We start from the raw sequence: 18,371 nt of genomic DNA, 5'->3' as shown, positions 1-18,371 counted from the left end.
TTCCAATTCAGGCTGCTCGCCCCTCGGCATAGTTCCAGGCTCGGGATAGATCGATGACCACGAGATCGGCGCGCAGCAGCTTGGTCAGCGCCCCCGACACCGAGTCGTCGGCGCGGTGCCGGCGGATCAGTGCGCCGAGGTCTTCGAGGGTGAACCACAACACCTTCCGTCCCCGTTCGACGGCATGCTGGCCGAGGGCCTCGAGGAAGAATGTCTTCCCGGTTCCCGACGGGCCGCAGACCACGAGGTTCTCCCGCCGCTCGATCCATTCCAGGGTGCGCAGCGCCTGCTGGGTCGGCGCCGGGATCGAGGACAGTTCCGGTTTCCAGGCGTCGAAGGTCTTGCCGGTGGGAAACGCCGCGACGGCGCGGCGGGTGGCCAGCGCCGAGCGTTCCCGCCCGGCGGCCTCCTCGGCGAGCAACGCCTTGAGAACCTCGGCCGGTTCCCACCGTTGGGCGCGGGCGGTGGCCAGGACGTCGGGGGCAGCGCGGCGGATGTGTGGCAGCCGCAGCCGGTGCAATAGGGATTCCAGGTCGGCCGGCAGCGGCGGTGCCGACGGTGGTGCAGTGCTCACGAGAACAGCCCTCCTGTGGTCGGTGCTTGCGTGATGATCCTTGATGCTGTTGCAGCACAGTAACTTTAGATAGCACCGCGCGTTGGTGGGTGCTAGTATTCGGTGGCGCCGGTGCCCTCGGTGTCGGTGAGTTCGCTCAGGGTCGGGGCGCCGAATCGGGCCCACCCTGCGGTGCCCTGGGCCAGGGACCGTGATTCGTCGGCCCGATGGGTGGTGTCCGAGGCGGTGCCGGCCGGGTGAGCGTCCAGGATCGCCATCAGGTCGCCCTCGGCGAAGCGGCCGTAGGCGGCGGCGTGCCCGAGCGCCCAGTCGACCCGTTCGGCGCCGAGCAGCTTCGCCAGCGACACCGCGTGCTCCATCTTCACTCGGATCTTCCCGGTGCCGGCCTCGGCGGCCTCACACAACCACAGCCGGGCACCGGCACCGATGTCGCAGAACGCGCGTTCGGCGTCGGTCCGCGGGATCGGCTGACGGCCCAGGACCCCGGCAGGAGGCGGCGGGAAGTGCTCGTCGCAGATCTGCGGCGAACCGGGGCGGGCCCTCCGGTGCCGGGCGACCTCGACCGGGCCACCCTCGCCGTGGTGGACGACGACGATCCGCTCGCCCGCCCCGGCGCTGTGCGCGCGGACCCACACCGTCTGCCCACGCAGGGTGTGCGGCACCGAGTACTGGCCGTTCTCGAACGCGATCATCGGTGTGTTGTCCGGGACGATTCGGGTCACACCCCAGGTCACGGTGTGCGGAGCGGCCGGGACCGGGTGCAGGTGAAGGCGTTCTTCGGCGAGCATCTCGGCCGGGATGCGGCGGGTGGTGCGGTGGATGCGGGTGTTGACCTGATCGCAGAACTGCGTGCAGGCGGCCTCGAGGTCGTCGAAACTGTCGTACTGGGCGGCGAGGTTGTGGTCGGTGGGCACCAGGTCGGCTTTGGCCAGTTTGACGGTGTTCTCCACCCCGCCCTTGGTGGCCGGGTCCGCGGGCAGACAGGTCTTCACGACCAGGCCGTAGTGCCGGGCGAACGAGACCACGCCCGGGTTGCGGACGGCGACCGAGGCGATGTGTTCGGTGGTGACCATCTTCTCGTTGTCGGTGAGCAGATACGTCGGGACACCACCGACCTGCCGGAAGATCCGGTCCAGGCCCGCGTAGACGGAGGGAGCGGTGCGGTCCCGCAACGGGATCACCACCCGGTGCCGGCACCAGGCCAGCCACGCGCACAGCAGCACCGTCTTGATGCCGTCGACGACCGGGCCGTCACCGAAGTCGTACTGCAGCCAGAGCCCGGGTTCGGTGACCCAGGGCCTGTGCACCCTGGTGTGGCCGAGCCGGTAGGCGCGTTTGACCCGGGCCACGGCACGGCGGGTGGTGCGTTCGGTGCCGGTGAATCCGAGGGCGAGCAGTTTGTCGTGGGCGACGTCGGCGCGGACCCGACCTTTCGAATGTTCGACCCATTCTTCGATTTTCGGTAGATATTCGTCGATCAACATCGGTCTCCTCTCCCGCGGCGGGGTCGGGACATCGGCGGTGTCGCGTGCGGCGACGAGGCGGGCGACGGTGTGATGCGAGCACCCCGCCAGCGCGGCGGCGGCACGGTACGACTTCGTCAGGTCGTAGGCTTCGAGAATTTCCATGGCTTCCTTGGCAGACTTCACAGTGGCCTCTCCTCGAGGACTCGCGTTTCGGCGTGGTAGCACCGTCGAGCGAACCCGAGGAGAGGCCCCGATCCGGGGAGGCGATCGGGGAAGAAGATCGAACGTGTCGTACAGCTGAGACACCTGAGTGGGCAGTTTCGTGTCCGCCAGCGGGCAGAAACCCATGTCCGTCAGTGGGCAGTTTCGTGGCCACTACCGGGCACTTTCGTGACCGCCCATGGGCAGCTTTTCATGTCCGCCGACACGGCTCCGCCGAACCAGTCGTCACCCCGTCGCGAAATGAACGGCAACGAACCTGCCCATCACATCGAAGTCGCAATACCATGACACCCTGCGGAATGACCTGGCTTCGGTGATGCACCGTGCATCACCGATGCAGTACACCCCCGGCCCGGACGGGTCTATCTGGCCCGATCGATGCGAGGTTCACACCCACCCGTGATGCACGGTGCATCACCGCAGCAAGTCAGATGGTGCCACCTCGTCGCCAATCTGCCGATCTGCGCGGCCGCTTGTTCCAAGCTGCGGGTGGCTGCGACGGCGAAAAGACCTCCGCACCCGGCGAGGCGGACGGTCCGCCAACCGATGCTGCGTGGCGCTTCGCCGCAGAGAAGTCGCGGCCTGGCTGACTCACTGCAAGCTAGACCGACGCGCCAGTCCGTTCGTCGGAGGTGTGCTTCGGTGATGCACGGTGCATCACCTGACCTCCGGGTGATGCACCGAGCATTACCATCGGTTCCCAGCTGGGACCAATGCAGGTGCGCCAGCATTCGGTGTGGCGGGCATTTCGTCGCGGAGAAGGGGCCAGCGTCACTATCTTCAGCATCCAGCGAGCCGAAATGCTGAACCGACGAATCGAGGTAGCTGTTCGAGATCTGGATGCTGACGAAGTTTCGCGAGTATTGACGTGAGGAACGGATCCAAGACTACCCAAGCGGGACAATCTGGAGGCAATGGACGTTGTCGCGTTATTAGGTGACCGGCCGCTGATGGCTGCGGGCTGTTGGGCCGCGAGCTGGCGGAGCGATAGGCAAGAGTGGCTGGGTCGGTGGAGGAGGCGATACGAATACGTGAAGGAGTTATTTGTCTTGCAAGTTGCCGGCGGTCGGGGGCGAATGCTGCCTTGCCCGACCGCCCGAGTTTCCCGTCGCTTGACTGGACAATCCGGCGGGCCAGCCGAATCGTGAGGTAATGAACTCGTGCCGTGCATAGATGACTGGGGCGACAATGGTCATTTCGCAGAACCCGACCCCCTTGCGGCATTGCTTCCATTGCGTGGACCTCAATCTGAGCCTTCTGGCGTTGGGAGCTCAACCGTGTCGGGGACGAGACATCGCGCATAGTTCACTCCTCCAAGTAGGAGCCATCCCGTTGCAAGCCGCGGCCGCGTAGAGCTGAAAACCAAGATGGGCGAGGGCGAACCCGCGTCGATCATGATGCCGCGGAGGTGACCCTGGCTGCCATGGTCGAAAAGATCGGCACGGATTCGATGAGTTGCGGCGTGTACGGTGCGTTTTCCACTACGTCGGAAACAACTGGGTGGCTGCGTTGCGCGTCGGCAGTAGGACAATTGGATTAGGCGAAGACGCCCTGGTCGTCGACCTGCGCCGAGGGCTCCGCATCTCCTTCAAGTGGTATTTCCGATTTTGCTGCCACGCCGATCTCGGACGGGCCGGAAGTCGTGCAAAGAGGTCCGATCTCCGGATATGGCTAGGTCAGAGGTTGGTCTACGGGAGCGCGGGTGATATCTGCGGTGGACGGCGTGTTTGGGAGCCTCCGATCTTTCGTTGCCTGCGACGTGGTGTAAATGTGCGTAAATCGCTGTATCACAAAGATTTTGATTCATCACGTGACGTTTCTTGGGTGGTGTGATCGCCTACGTCTGCCACGCAACGTTTGATCAAATATTTCTTCGGTAGGCGGGGTGGCGATCGCATACGATTCGGAGCCAGATTCACCCCTGGAGGAGGTCCCGCCGCGCCATTTTCGAGTTTTATTTAACTCGGCGTGTCGCTGCGCGGTTTAGTTAAACCCAAAGAGCAGGATTTAAGGCATGACAACTCGGAAAAGTCGGGGCGGGCGCCCAGCCCGCGACGTCGCCGTTCGCCACATCGGGGTTGAGTTCCCCGCGGAGATCGCCGACCGGATTCTCGCACCGGTTGACGATGGTCGTGTCAAGACAATCACCGATCGGATGATCGCGCTTATTCAGCTGGCACTCGAGAACGAGCCAGCGATTCCGGCGCAAGCCAGGCAGGAAGAGTTGCCGATGACGGGCTGAAAGTGCCCAGAAAAGGCGAAACCCCCCTTCGCTCGCCAGCTCCGGGGGTTCCGCTCGTCGTACAAACCGCCACGCAAGGGAGGAGGTCTGCCTTCTATGAGTATAGGACGCGCGATTCGTCGTGCGCACGCGACACGACGTGATATTGGTGTCCGCGACGTCTCATCTCAGCGTCAACGTGACAAATCCGTGTACGCAGACCGTATGTTGCCGGCTCTTCCGGCGTTCTCGCATGCCGTGAGGGGGTGTCGATTCCACTAGTGAAAACGTCGGTGGGTCCCACCGTTTCCGGATGAGACCCACCGCCCATATTTGGCCGTTCCAACACGACCGCTCCTGTGATTGGCAGTCCCGCGAGCAGTCGTGTCGATACCGTGCGCTCTTGTCAGGGTAAGCCATGTCCCGCTGGTGATGCCAGCGACTCACGGCAACAACCTGGTTAAGGGCGCGTGAAAGGCGCGTCATGCACCCCAATTCCGCGGCTCATACGGCCGCGTTTTCCGTCGATTCTGTTCAGATCACCCCCGCTGGCGAGGTTTCGACAACCAGCGACACCGAATGGGAAGCTCTCGTCTCATCCGCTGTTGAACGGGTCAATCACGTCGAGCGACTCAACGCGGAGAGCGAGCAGCGGGGCAGGTCCTGGTCGTTACCCGTCGATCCAGGTCGACAAGCCTCAACACCAGCATGGACCGGGCGTAGTGCCTGGCAGTCCCAGGTCCGCGATGTGCTGAACTCCCCCACCGGACGTGACGTTTGCCGGCGATTCCAGGTCAGCACAGAATTCGTCTTCGCCGTGGCAGTGACGATGGCCTCGTTCGCGGAGCGGTCAACGGGCCGTCGCGTATGCGCAGCGCGGGAGACGATCGCCCACCGCAGCGGAGTCAGTGTGTCAGTCGTAAAACGCGCAAGAAGGGCACTCCAGGAACTTTCAGTCGCCCGCGAGATGGCCCGAGGCAGATACCTGAGCGCTGACGAATCGTACGCAGCTGAATGCCATCACGGACGGATTCAACGTCGTGCGGCGTCAGTTTGGGCGCTGACGTCGCCGAAGTCCCTGGTCATCGCCGCTGGACGCGCGGTGAAGAAGCTATCGAAGAAGGTCGGACGCTCCGAGAAGTCGGCACGGTCAAGTTATCCCCAGCTTCGCGCTCGTGGCCCCCTATCCCCTTCCAGGGGATTTAAGTTGTTATCTCTTGTTAGAGATTTATCACCAAGACGCGCACGAGCGCGCGCGGGCGAGCAACCCAAGAGCCCACAGACCCTGACAGGGCAACCTCGACCGATCGACCTGCAGCGCACCGCCGCTGAGCTGCTCGTTCACGCCTCGGTGTTCGACTCGGCTGGGCACATTGGGGCAGTGTGCGAGGTCCTTGCACGTGCCGGCATTGACGGGAATCGCTGGAGTGGGCGTGACATCGCCGCTGAACTCACGCGTGACACCCAACAGCGGGGCTGGATTTGGCCGCAACACATCGAGAGGCCTCTCGGATACCTCCGGTGGCGGTTGACTCAGATCGATTGGACCCGCCCCTCACCATCTGAGCTGGCCCAAAAAGCCGCCCAGGAAGCCCGTCAGCGCATTGCGGAGCGCGACGCGCGGCTCAGCTGCCGTGATCGTGCTGTGGCGACTCCTGGGCACCGTGAGCGGTGCAAGAAGGCGCTTGCGTCGACGTTGCTTGAGCGTCGAAACGCAGATGCGCATATCTGAACACGGGCGATCGACCGCGGTAGAGGGCCATGGCTTCTACAGAGGAGCACATTCGCACGGCGTTCATGTGCGCAGGTACAACGCGGCGTAGGTGATGGCTCAGCATGTCGGCGCTCTCAGCGAATTGCGATCGCTGTCGTCGGGTCGGTGGCCGTTCTCCGGCGTGCTCATCGCGTCTTCAGTCCAGAGTTGGTCTCACCTGGTCGCGGAGTGCGCACTCCGCGACCAGGGACGGTGTTGAGTGTCTCTTCGCTGTCGCTGCGTCATTTCGTGTTTCTCTCTCGCCGGCCCGAGGCCGAACAGGGCGCGGGTAGGAATGAGAGCGGGCAGTCGCGGTGAGTCACTTACTGATCGCCCGCCTCCCGGGAGTTGAGGTTGTAAACGTCGTCGGCATGGGATCGGTTGGGTGATCCGGCAAAAGCGACGACGGGTAGGTCCGTCGGATTCATATAGGACACAAAGGGAAGCGGTCCATTCGCACCGAGGACGAACTGGAATGAGTTGAAGCAATGTCTTAAGTCGGGAGTCGAATTCCGATGCACACTGTCTTGTCGGGCGGTCCACTGTCGTTGTGGACGTGGAAGATTGGTCTGCAAGCCAACAATTTGGCTGTCACACCGGGCGTCGCGCGATTGATGAGGAACCTGTGAGGCGATGGCATCCGGCAGTCAAATCTCCAGCAATCGTTCGAGCGCGTTGGTGAGATGAGGCCGCCTCCTCTTCGCGAAGAAGGGGAGGCGGACGATTCATGTTGAGTCATCGGTCGCTGGATTCGGGACAGATCTCGGCAAATTCGACGGTGCTGGACGACCGCGACGAACTGCTACACCAAGCCTCGCGCCTTCATCACGGACCCGCCGAATCCAAAGGAAGTCGGCCCCTCAGCCATGTTCGATTGTCATGCTGCGACGGGGCGAGGTGTCAGATTCGTGCCCTCAAATCGAGGAGCAGACCCCATCGGGGTGATGCACCGTGCATCACCCCGATGAAGTGTCCAGACGAGGTCAGGGTGATCAAGGCAGAGGTGGACGGGGCATCCGTGAAGGGACCATCCAATTCCCCCGTCGGGTTGGACTAACAGGAAGACTGGCCCCTGCGCCAAAGTTCTGCACTCTTGACGGATCACGAGACGTCTGCGCGCAGTGATGATGATTCGGCCAAGCGTGAGGGAATACGACAGGTGAGGCGGGTGGCCGCGTCATGGCGGTTGGCTCCCAATCCGGGGGTTCGGGCGGATTCGAATTCGAATGGGCGGCAAGCTGCGATCCGCAACCTAATCGCCGAGATCTTGCCCCGGACCGGGCGGAGAAAGTGCGCAGAGCACGTCAGAGGGGCCCGGCTCGATGGACAGCATTCGGTTGGTCCGCGACACATTCGACCGTGACGTCCGTGGGTGATGCACCGTGCATCACCCACGACTTGATCGGGCAACACTCCTGCGGACGCCCGCAAGTCGCCTTCAAGGCCGTCCTTCTGATTCGCTCAACAAGTCCCGACACGGCCACTCCCCCGGGTGCCGTCCAGATCCGGTTGCGCTGCCTTGAGAACGGGTTCACTCCGCACGACCAAGGCAGTGAACTCGGAGGAGCGTCAATATGCCGAAGCGGCGGAGATGGAGCGTGGTGGGGGAATGATTCGCCGATTGCAAGAGCGAAGTCGGCATACTCGCGGGCCATCTATCGCAACTCGGGCAGGTTCGAATCAGTCAGCCGCCGATGTTGCTCGGCTCGCATCTTCCCGGAGGCATCTCACAAAGCTCACAAAGTGCACTGGTCCCGACTTTTGCACGGACCGCGACAGGAGCGTGAACGGTGATCACCTCGACGGGCTTACGGCCCTCAAAATGAACTCCTCGAGATGCCACTAGGGAACGCCCTACCCGGGCGACGGCACACGTTGTTGTCGTAGCTCCGCGTCTTGCATCCTCATCGGACTGCCTGTGCGGTGATGCACCGCGCATCACCGCCCGGTTGCTGACAGCCTTGCTCCGGCCGCATTGGTTTGGCTTGATTTGAAGGGGTTGCGCCGCCGTGATGCACGGTGCATCACAGTCAGACCCCGTGACGTGGACGTACGAAGTGTCGCGTGACTCCCTGAGTGTGGCCTGAGTTCGCGCCCCGGACGCCCCTCTGCCCAGATTCCCCAGCGGCGGGTTTGCCCCAAGGGAGCCGGTGAGATCGCGCTAGACCGCCACAGGCACCTTGCTGACTTAGTTCGGCTCGGAGTGGGATGCACCCTCGGTGATGCACGGTGCATCACCGAGGGGTCGACAGGGAATCGCTCGGCCGCGCCTATCGGTCAAGTAGGCGGCGAGCCACGCCGATCACGAGCCGTCCTCGGCGATGCACGGTGCATCACCCGGCCGGCAGTGGCACGCTCACTTGGGCGCCGGATCGCTTCGCTGTCACAGCCACCTGCGGCTGCACCTCGCCTGGCTGCCTGTGCGGTGATGCACCGTGCATCACCTGGTGATCAAGTCCCGGTGATGCACGGTGCATCACCGGATGTGCGACACGCCGCCGCAGATGTCCAAGGAGGAAGTTCGATCCCAGTACGCTCCATCTAAATACATGCAAAGCATGCGCAGAGAGTGGAGGATGATGAACGCCGGAGTGACATCCGAAATGGTGGCCGCCAGTCCATCGACCGGTCCGGCCGCGACCAAGCGGAAGCCTGCCGCACGCAAACCGGCGGGCAGGAAGACTGCGAGTCGGTTTCGAAAGTTCGCTGGCGGCGAAGAGAGTGAGGAACTTGCGGCGGCGGCCTCCGCCTCCGGTGATGTAACTACGGCGCAGGCGAATGGTGATGCAGACTCGGGTGGAATTACCGCCGCGCTGGTCGGGCTTGCTGCAGCCGACGGTCAGACCGTTGTGCAGGTTCCGGTTCTCCAAACCGCCCCTCACCCATTCAATGACCCAGACAGGTCTGAGCCTCAGATCGGTGACCCGAAATGGGATGAGCTGGTCAACGGGGCCAGGGCAAATGGCATCAAGGTTCCAGCGCTGCTGGTAACGCGCGCGGGTTTCCTCGCGCAGCGGCCAGACCTTGCTCGCGCTATTGGTGACGATGCCGAGTATGTGGTCATTTATGGGCATCGTCGTCGCGCGGCCGCCATCGCAGCCGGCTTGACCACGATTCCAGCGGTAATCGACGACGCCGTGATGGATGATCACGGCGACCTCGATGCCATGACGCTGGAGAACCTTGGTCGTCAGGACCTTTCGGAGCTGGCTGAGGCTCAGATGTTCGCTCGGTATTCCGAGCTGGGGTTGTCGCAGCGTGCGATTGCAGAGAAGCTCGGTGTCGACCAGGCGACGGTGTCGAGGCGGCTGTCGATGCTATTGCTCGTCCCTGAGGTTCAGGCCGCGATTGCGGAGGATGCGATTCGTGGTGCCGAGGGTGCGGCGTTGGCGGGGGCGCTCCCCTACGGTCCTGCTCGAAGTTGGCAGAAGAAGGTGGACCCCACTCAGGATACGGATGACCGTCGTGCTGAGCAGCTCGCGGCGTTCGCGCTAATTTCCGATCGTGGAATGAGTCCGACCCGTGCCGCTGAACGTGTGTTGACCGAGCGGAAGTCGCGAGAGCAGGCGATGGCTGCGGGTCTCGAGATTGTGGATCCCCGTGAGCGGTTCGGCGATAGTTTTCATGAGCATCGACTGTTTGAGGTTGCTGACGTCGATCTTGCGAGGGGAAACGTTGTCGGCGCGATCGATTCCGGTCAGGGAACGCTTGTCTTCTACGCAGTAGACAAGCCGACCGACGAGGATGAGGATGCCGCCGAATCGGCCGCAAGATTGGAAGCGGAAGCGCGGACGGCGGCACAGAAGGCTCGTCGCGAGGCGGGCAAGAAGCTTGTAGCCTCCGTTCCTCCGCGGGAGAAGTTGGTGAACTACTTCATCGACCAATACGCCTACGGTGTTTCCGCGTTAGCGATGAGCGCGGAAGGGTGGCGCTTGGCGCAGGCGTATATGCGGCTGGAAGGTCTTGACGCGACCGAGTTTAGGAGGAGCGCTGAGAGTGGCGACGAGAAGCGTCGCGCTGAGATTGCGTGGGCCTGCGCGGTCGCTGGTTACGAACTTGCGGCAGCGAATGACTCTCGTGAGTGGGGGGCATCGGACCTCACGTACTTGGACTTGTTGTCCGAGCGCGTTGGGTACCGGCCGACTTCATGGGAGGAAGCGCGCCTCGATGCTGCGCGCCGCGAGTTGCGTGACGCCGGCTGATCGGTGATGCACGGTGCATCACCGAAGTCCATATCTCGCTCCGCCCGGTGTGATGCACGGTGCATCACCCGGATCGGACATCAATCCAATGCACGACATTCAACCGCAAGGAGTTCCCGTGGCTACCTATGCAGTAGCAACCCTGTCCGGCAGTGCCGGCAAAACAACGACTGTCACCTCGACCGCCACATTGCTTGCTCAGGACGGATACCGCGTCCGAGTTCTCGACATGGACAGCCAGGCAAATGCGAGCACGTGGCTCGGGTATCCGGAAGCTTCGGGTAAGACCGCAGCCGACGTGCTACGGCGTAACGCGTCAATTAAGGAAGTCGAGCGCCCAGCACGGGTGTTTCGGGGCTACGACGACGGTGACCGGCCCGTATATGAGGAGATCCCCAACCTGACGATTGTGCCCGCCGCGCGCGACACACTCGACAAGTTGATCGTGGAGTTGCCTGCGGTGACGGGTGGTGTTCTTCATCTGCGTGACGCCCTCGAGGAAGCGGATCCTGTCGACGTCACCTTGATCGACTCCCCCGGCTCCCTGAACGTCTTGGTGATCGCTGGCATTCTTGCCACCACAGTTGATGAGGAAGGGCCTTATGGTTCATGGGGCCTGATCACGTGCACGAAGCCCTCCGGCAAGGAGAACGAAGGCATCCCGGCGTTGGAGCAGGAACTGCGGAAGATCAAGCGGACCTACCGCGTCGACGTTCCGTTGCTGTCCATCGTCCCTTGCGCGGTGCCGCCGATCGGTGACGTCTACCGTGAGCAGATGGATGATCTGCTCAGTGAGTATGCGGATAGGGTTACGCCGCCGATCCGTCGTGCGAGCATCGTGGATGAGGCTTACACGAACTATGTTCCGGTGCCGATATACGGTTACAGGGCAAAGACGGTCACCAGCGACTACAGGGCTGCGCTGACTCATATGCAGAAGCTGGGGCTGTTCGGGCAACGGGCAGTGGTCGCTTAGGGGCTGGAGGCCACCTGTGGTGAACGATGTTGGGCGGCATATGCGGCCTTCGCGTGGGACGAGCACAGTCAATGTGACCCATGATCTGCACGCGTTGGCCCGGGCCGCTGTACGTCTTGTGCGCCGCAAGACCGGGCGGCCGTATTCGCTGATGCAGTTCACTCAGGAGGCGTTCGCAGCGCAGCTGAGAGTGATTGCTGAGACCTACAACGATGGGCGCGCGATCGGGCCTGATTCGGAGCCGTTGGAGCCTGGTAAGGCGGTGTGACGCAGGGTGCGTGCAGGCGAACCGCCGGTTGTGTGCAGGCGAACCGCCGGTTGTGTGCAGGAGCGAAGGCGCGGGCGCGGCTTTGTGCCGGTTCGGTCGTCGGGGCTGTGTAGCCAGATCCGGCCAGCGACTCACCGGGTGAGCGCTGCAAGACCGACAACGAGAAGTAGTGCGAGACCCGCGATCGTGTCTTTAGAGAACATCATGTGGGTCACTGCGTCACCTTCTCGGGAGAGAAGTGCCGGCACAGGCGTCCTCCGCGGCTGCGTTGCCTTCCCGGACGACCTGGTTCGGCCGGATCAGGGCCGTTGTCGTTTCTCCGGCTGTGTCCGCTATTCGGGTTCGACACCTGCAGGGACCGTCGCCGCCTGCGGCCTGAGTTTCTGCGGTTGTTCTCAGTCTGGTCGCACATTGAGATACAGGCGAAGTGCGTGTTCGACCAGCGCGCTGCGGCTACCTGCGGACCACTCTTCGACGAGGGCATCGAGCGTTGCGGTATCGGAGGAGATGATGCCTCCTAGGGGTACACGCGCCTGTATCTCGCTATGCCGACGGCGACGTGGCTGTGCACTGGTCTCGCGACGTTTGAAGAGTCCGGTGCTTGTCTGGGGTTCTTGGGTGTGCCAGTGGTGTTGCAGCTCGCCAGCGTGCTTCTCAACGGCATCGAGAACCACCTGGCCGTAGGGGCGTGCGGTGGCGCGGTCGCGCTGTCGCTCCTCGAGCGTGAGCTGGCGTAATGCGGTGTACACCGCGGGAGGTAGGTAGACCTCCGGCGGCGCGGTCCGTATCGGTGCGGGATTACTGTCGCTGCGTGTTTTGGGCTTTTTGCGGGGCGCGGCGACCAATCTTGTTGTATCGGGGGCGGGGTGAGTGGGTTCCGGAGCCGGGTCTTCGGTGTCTGGCGAGGCGTTGTCTGTCTCGGCGGGCTCGGGCGACACCTTCGGCGTTACCTCGGGTGAGGGTTTCGCGGTGGGTTCGGGTGCGGCGTCGACTTGTTCGTCGGCGGGGTTGGGGGGTGGCGGTTCTTGCGCCGGCGCGTCGTGTTCACTGACGATGCTCAGGGTGGGGAGTAGTTCGTCGAGATTCCCGAGTGCGCCCGGGTCGAAAGCTGCTTTCCTGCGTCGTGCGCTCATGCCACTCCCCCGGAGATTTCGTTCTTTTCCGCTGCCGCTATGCGGCTGAGAACCTCGCGGGTGAGGGATTGGTAGTCGTTTGCGAGCCCGTTGGGGTCGCGGGACCACAGGCGGCGTCCGAGGAGTTTCTTGTCCTTGTCGCGTAGTCGTTGGATTCGGGTCTTTGCTTGTTCAGCGGATGCAGTGACGAGCTCATTTGGAGTTAGATGACGGCTTCGGAGATCCACTGCGGCGGCACGATCGTTTCGGATGAATGTTTCGAAGGGGGCGGCGCCGCTGCCTTCGAGCAGGTCCTCAACTTGCTTGAAGACCTCGGGGTTGCGTGCTGTCGCGGACGGGTTCAGGTCGAACAGCACAACGCCGAGCAGTTGGATGACGGAACCATTCTCGCGCGCTCGCAGGTAGCGGGCAGCGAGATACTCGACGCCGGTCAGGCTTGCATCGTCATCCCTGGTCGGTACGAGGAGATAGCGCGCGGTGCCGAGGAGTGCGTCGAGGAGTGGGGCATCGCCTGGGCCTGAGTCGATCAGAATCAGGTCGTAGTGTTCGGCTGACTGCAGGTCGTTGAGGGTGGAGACGAGGTTGCCCGTCAGATCCGTCCCGGTTTGGGCCGCGGCAGCTGCGATGGCGCCGATGACTGCGAGCGCCGCACCGCCGGGGATGAGGTCGAGGTTCGGCCGGACGTCTCGGATGGGTTCTAGTGGGTGCGCGAACTGGAGGCTCATGCTGAGGCCCCTTCCACGGTCCCCCTCGACGCCTAGATCGGAGGATGTGACGTTGGCTTGCTGGTCCGCGTCGATGACGAGAACTCGGAGTCCCGCCGCCGCGATCATGGCTGCGAGGGCGGCAATGATCGAGCTCTTGCCGACACCGCCTTTCTGATTGGCGACAAGCAGACTGCGCGCGGGCTGCGTTGGCGACATGTGTAGCACGGTACGGCTGTGCGGTCAGTCGGATTGCCAACGACACACCCTTGTCTATGGGGGTGTAAGAAGTCGTCAGTCCGGCCTGTGCTATGGCGATACAGCGAGCCTGTTCAAGAGTGGTTGAGAGGGCTATGTCACCGGCCGTGTTCCTGACCCTAAAGATGGTTCGTATTGAAGACCTTGCCCATTGTTGTGTGCTTGGTCGAGGTGATGATCGTGCACATGGTGGATGTAGAGGTAATGGAGATGGGAGTGATCACGGTGACAGAGCTGGCAATCGGGGCGGTGGTGGCACCGATCTATAGATAGATCCTTCCAACGATCTGTCTTACTGCGGCAACTACGGACGTTGTTAAGGCCATATCTAGTGTCGTAGGTATAACTGCATGTCAGAGCCACATTTTCTGTTCTACCGATCGGACTGTAAGTGGACGGTGGGCAGGTGTGTTGAGTTCACAGAAGAGTGCGGATCTGCCGCGGGGGAGGCGAATTTGCGGGTACTTAACGGGGTCAGGCCGTGGTGAGGCAGCCGCGGAAGCGTTCTCGTGACAGCAGTTGTGAAGCCCTTTCGCACGGCGGTCGGCGTCAGGTCGGTTACTGCTCCGCATCCTCACTGGGGTGAACCGCCCTCTCAGAGAACGTATTCGGTGCCGGAAGCCTGAAATCTCAGCCTGGGGGAGGGGCCTGGCCTGGCAGTTGATGACCGTTTCACCCTCGCCCGAACGAGACAACCCGATTCACGATTGGCTTCGGCATCCGACTTCCACGAGAACACTGACAAACGCCTTGCTTAAGGCCATACGCAAGGCCATACAGACGGTCCCGCAAAGGACCGCTCGCACAGAAATAGTGGAGGCGGTGTCAATAGACGGAAGTCCCGGAAGAATGCAGTTCGACCGAAACTTCGGGTCGATGACGAAGGGTGCCGACCGAGCCACTGGCCTCCATACCCCTACACGTATTTCGTCACTTGACGTAACTATGGACGGGTATTCGGCTCCAAGCCTGGACGAATTTGGGTCCGGCGAGTCGCATTGGCGTTCCGCAGTTGTGTCCGAATCCCCTGGACAAGGGGCTTCTCCAGGGGATCGGCACGTCACAAGAAACGAGCCAAAGGTGCAGGTGAGCGGTGTTCAGCCGGCGATCGTAGGAGTATTCACCCGCCGGCGACATTGAAACGCCGCGCAGAGTGTTCTGGCAACCAGATTGAATTCGCGCGGCCCTAAAATGGCAGGTCAGGAGAGTGCTGCATCGATCCGCACCCAGGCCCGCGCCGGATGCGCCTCCTCGATCGAGGACGAGCACAGGCCGACCTACTGCAGTATTACGTGAAGAACGTGACCCGCGTCCAGTCGCTTCCTCAATGCGTTACTAGACCCACGCTAATAACGTCCCCGAATTCAACGCTGCAGAGAGTGCGCAGGTCAGAGCACCTTCACAGGGTATATGCATCGCCGCGCCAACGAAAGGTGCGATCAGCCCCTCCGAAGAGGCCGCTCGAATCTGCCAACCTCAACACCGTGCAGTTGGGTGATGCACCGTGCATCACCCAAACACTCGACTGCGTGATGCACGGTGCATCACCCGACGCACACCCACTCGAGCCGGCGCCATCGAGTTCAAAACGGATCCCGCTCGTTGGCGCTCGCACGACTCCACCGCCGAGCAGTCGCAGGGCGACGCCACCTTGGGAAATGAGAATGCCTGTGAGTGGCGACTGTTGCCCTCGGTTGGGCGCTGCGGACATCGGCAGTTTCGATGCGAGGGTCCGGCTCCTTGGCAATAGCAACCACGAGGAGATGCCGGTCAAGGCAAGCCCACGCGATGCGGGCGGGCAGGGCGCTGTCTTGAAGGGCGATCTGCTCGGTCAGTAGGAAGGTCGCACCGTAGGTAAACATCACCGTGCTACAAGCCGGCATTCAAAATTCGATTCCCGGCCGTGATGCACGGTGCATCACGACATGGGGTCGGGGGACCGAGGTCTGATCGCGAGGGCGATGACGCTGGAGATCGAGCTGACGCCGAGGACAGAAGTACGTGTCGTGGACACTTCTGCCGATGTGCCTGCACCATTTGTCGTCGCGGCTTCCATCTCAACGGCCGAGCCGTCTGATCGGGGTTGGTAGAACCTGGTGGTGATGCACCGTGCATCACGAACCTCCACCGCCCTCCGCCGGCGGGTGCTGACCGAGTGGTCACACGCCGAGTATTCTCGAAACTGACATCTTTGCCTGCAATGATGTCCATGTGAGTCATCACGACGCGCCACTCCCTTCAAAGCATCCATCTGCGGAGCGGAGTCGCGCGCTTTCCTCGGTCGGCGTATCGGAGTCGTTGCCGGGAGTTGACGATCGTATCGTCGCTGATCTCTACCGACTGCATTCCGCCAGCACTGCGCGCAACTATCGGCAGGACTGGGTCAGATTCGCGAGTTGGTGCGCGGACCGCGGAATTTCGATGATGCCCGCAGATCCAGAGGTGGTCGCAGAGTACGTAAGCGAGAACTCGGAGAGGCGTTCCGGTGCCGGTGATCGGATGTACTCCATTGCGACGTTGAACCGGTGGGTGGCCTCCATCAACTACTGGCATCACAATTCTGGACTACCTGTGCCGGGCAAGGCCGCTTGCGTCAAGGCCGTCCTTTCCAGCGCCCGCGGGGTCTATAGGGAGAATGGTGAACGGCCAACCAAGACGGCGCACCCACTTCGCTTCGGCGAGCTCGAAGAAATTGTCGACGTGAGTCGCCGAGACGCAACGACTTGGGTCAAGCGCGCACGGGAGCGCCGCGACAGCGCCCTGCTGTTGTTGGGGTTTATGGGGGCATATCGGCGATCTGAACTATCGATGCTCGCTGTCGACGACGTAACATGCTCTCGCCGTGGCGATCTGCGCATCCGGGGTCGTGGACCGCATGACGGCCCCGTCGACGACGGCTTCGTTAAGCATGTCCCACTATCGCGGGATCACACGATGTGCGCTCCGTGCGCCTACTGGCGTTGGCTCGAGGTAGTTGCAAATGTCTGCGATTCCGGTCGTCCGGGCGTGATGCGGTTACTTCGCCGGCATGAGGAGTTCGACAGCCACGTCTGCTCTTTCGCGCCGCCAGTAGTTTCCAACCCGGCGGTGCCTGTGTTCCGCGCAATACGTGCGAATGGCAACATCAGTGCGGCAACGCTGTCCGGCTCTGCGATTCACGCCGCGATACGGCGTCGCGCAGCTCTCGCGGGCTATTCGGATGAGGTGGTCAGCAGGGTCGGGGGGAAGTCGCTGAGGGCCGGCGCTACTGCAGAGCGCCTACTCGACGGTTCGCAGTTGTCGTGATCCATACGCACTTTGTGGGCTGGAGTCACGCCCGGTGTTACGCAAGCGAGTGAACCAGCTTTGGCCGAGGGTCGCCTGGACGACACAGAGCCTCCGAAGCGTGATTGGCGGCCGCGGATTGCCTAACCTTGAGCAGTGACGAACGGTCAGACGGAATTCACAAGTGGGCAGAGTGTTTCCGCCCTGTTCGTCGATATGGATCAGGGTTCGGGCTATCGATACGACTGGGCGTTGTTCGCTGATTGGTGCGCAGCGTTCCACGCATCTGCATTGCCCGCAGATCCTCTCGCTCTTGCGAGCTTCCTCGACGAAAATCCTGCAGCGCGCGCGACCCAACGGCGACGCGTGGCAGCGATCAACTGGGTACACAACGCCACTGGATACCCAGCGCCTGGGTCCGCGCGAGCAATCCGTCAGGTGCTGTCGGTACGCGCAACCAAACGGGACGATCTCACTCGCGCCGCCACTCAGGCAATAGTGGCACTTCCGACTTCCGGCTGGCCGCAAGGCATGTTTGGCCGAAGAGACGCTTTACTCCTTGTGCTCCACTGCATCAACGGAATAGCAGCGACTGAAGTGGGCCACTTGCAACGCAGTGACGTCACGTATGACGGGGAGATCGTGACGGTCGGCGCCGGGCACGACCTGGAGTTGCACCCAGCCGGGGACAACTCTCAGTGTTGTCCCGTCGCGATCTATCTGCGATGGGCACGCCTCCAAGCGTTCTTTGATCGCTACCCCTCGAACCGGGTCCTCGCTCGAAGTCTCAGCAGAAGTCACGAGAATGTCTACGACATCGTCGAGTCCTACGGAACGCTGCCTGGTCTGCGGGAAGACCAAGACGGCCCTCTGCTGCCGAGCTTCGATCAGTGGGGACATTTCGCTGCAGTCCGCCGCGATCGGCGCGGGCTGTCGGGCAGAGCGGTTTCGGCGATCGTCGCTGCGCATCTGACGGGCGCCGCCTCATCGAGACATACCCGCTCCGAGCCGCTGGATCCCCGGCCCACCGCAAGAGAGGAGGAAGCTGAAGAGTTCACTCCGCCCCGGGGCGGAGGCTTCGAGAACGGGATGGAAGGCGCGAAGCTCACGCAGGACGGGCTCAACGAACAGTACGAGGCGGCTATTGCTCGGAAGTACGCGGATGTCCGGGCTTTGGGGGATCTTGCTGAAGCGTTTGAAGAGATTGACAGGAAAGCCGAGGCGATCTTGGGTCGGACTGAGGAACTGTTGGCGCAACTGGGCCTGTCGTAGTCTCGCGGTCGGTAAAACAGCCGGCAAGCAGCAGGTCCACGGTGACATCCCGTGCACG

At 62.5% G+C, this 18,371-nt stretch carries 8 protein-coding genes and 1 pseudogene; 5 read left to right on the top strand and 4 right to left on the bottom strand.

Features of this window, described 5'->3' with window-relative positions:
- Positions 1 to 49 precede the first annotated feature (49 nt).
- Positions 50 to 574, bottom strand: a pseudogene (locus tag P3H15_RS38580) (ATP-binding protein); the annotation flags it as partial.
- Positions 575 to 666: 92 nt separating this feature from the next.
- Positions 667 to 2,223 carry an IS21 family transposase gene (istA, locus tag P3H15_RS38575; protein ID WP_276142075.1) on the bottom strand — a complete coding sequence of 519 codons (1,557 nt, stop codon included), beginning with the start codon at positions 2,221 to 2,223 and terminating at the stop codon, positions 667 to 669.
- Between the two features lie 2,053 nt (positions 2,224 to 4,276).
- On the opposite strand from istA, the gene P3H15_RS38570 reads away from it, so the two are divergent.
- The 4 genes from P3H15_RS38570 (at position 4,277) to P3H15_RS38555 (ending at position 11,682) form a co-directional block, all read left to right on the top strand.
- Positions 4,277 to 4,504, top strand: coding sequence for a hypothetical protein (locus P3H15_RS38570; protein ID WP_072951631.1), 228 nt, complete (start codon positions 4,277 to 4,279; stop codon positions 4,502 to 4,504).
- A 4,308-nt stretch (positions 4,505 to 8,812) separates the two neighbouring features.
- Positions 8,813 to 10,438, top strand: a complete 1,626-nt coding sequence (locus P3H15_RS38565) for a ParB/RepB/Spo0J family partition protein (RefSeq protein WP_276142074.1) — start codon at positions 8,813 to 8,815, stop codon at positions 10,436 to 10,438.
- A gap of 118 nt (positions 10,439 to 10,556) precedes the next feature.
- Positions 10,557 to 11,414 carry a ParA family protein gene (locus P3H15_RS38560; RefSeq protein WP_276142073.1) on the top strand — a complete coding sequence of 286 codons (858 nt, stop codon included), beginning with the start codon at positions 10,557 to 10,559 and terminating at the stop codon, positions 11,412 to 11,414.
- Between the two features lie 73 nt (positions 11,415 to 11,487).
- Entirely contained in the window at positions 11,488 to 11,682 is a 195-nt protein-coding gene (locus tag P3H15_RS38555; protein ID WP_072951028.1) for a 50S ribosomal protein L7ae, read from the top strand.
- 395 nt (positions 11,683 to 12,077) lie between these two features.
- Here the strand turns inward: P3H15_RS38555 and P3H15_RS38550 are convergent, their stop codons facing one another.
- Both P3H15_RS38550 and P3H15_RS38545 read right to left on the bottom strand, forming a co-directional pair.
- Positions 12,078 to 12,815, bottom strand: a complete 738-nt coding sequence (locus P3H15_RS38550) for a hypothetical protein (RefSeq protein WP_276142072.1) — start codon at positions 12,813 to 12,815, stop codon at positions 12,078 to 12,080.
- Positions 12,812 to 13,738 carry a ParA family protein gene (locus P3H15_RS38545; protein ID WP_276142071.1) on the bottom strand — a complete coding sequence of 309 codons (927 nt, stop codon included), beginning with the start codon at positions 13,736 to 13,738 and terminating at the stop codon, positions 12,812 to 12,814. The genes P3H15_RS38550 and P3H15_RS38545 overlap by 4 nt, the downstream gene beginning before the upstream one ends.
- A 3,459-nt stretch (positions 13,739 to 17,197) precedes the next feature.
- On the opposite strand from P3H15_RS38545, the gene P3H15_RS38540 reads away from it, so the two are divergent.
- A complete protein-coding gene (locus tag P3H15_RS38540; protein WP_276142070.1) occupies positions 17,198 to 18,313 on the top strand; it encodes a hypothetical protein in 1,116 nt (371 codons plus the stop codon).
- Positions 18,314 to 18,371 lie beyond the last annotated feature (58 nt).

Origin of the sequence: Rhodococcus sp. T2V (assembly GCF_029269925.1) — a bacterium.
GTDB classification, from domain to species: domain Bacteria; phylum Actinomycetota; class Actinomycetes; order Mycobacteriales; family Mycobacteriaceae; genus Rhodococcus_F; species Rhodococcus_F koreensis.
The sequence above is the reverse complement of the archived record's forward strand: the minus strand, read 5'-3'. Positions and strand labels throughout refer to the sequence as shown.

Coding starts and splice junctions, on each gene's coding strand:
- P3H15_RS38570 (WP_072951631.1), top strand. CDS start 4,277: ATGACAACTCGGAAAAGTCGGGGCGGGCGCCCAGCCCGCGACGTCGCC.
- P3H15_RS38565 (WP_276142074.1), top strand. CDS start 8,813: ATGATGAACGCCGGAGTGACATCCGAAATGGTGGCCGCCAGTCCATCG.
- P3H15_RS38550 (WP_276142072.1), bottom strand. CDS start 12,815: ATGAGCGCACGACGCAGGAAAGCAGCTTTCGACCCGGGCGCACTCGGG.
- P3H15_RS38545 (WP_276142071.1), bottom strand. CDS start 13,738: ATGTCGCCAACGCAGCCCGCGCGCAGTCTGCTTGTCGCCAATCAGAAA.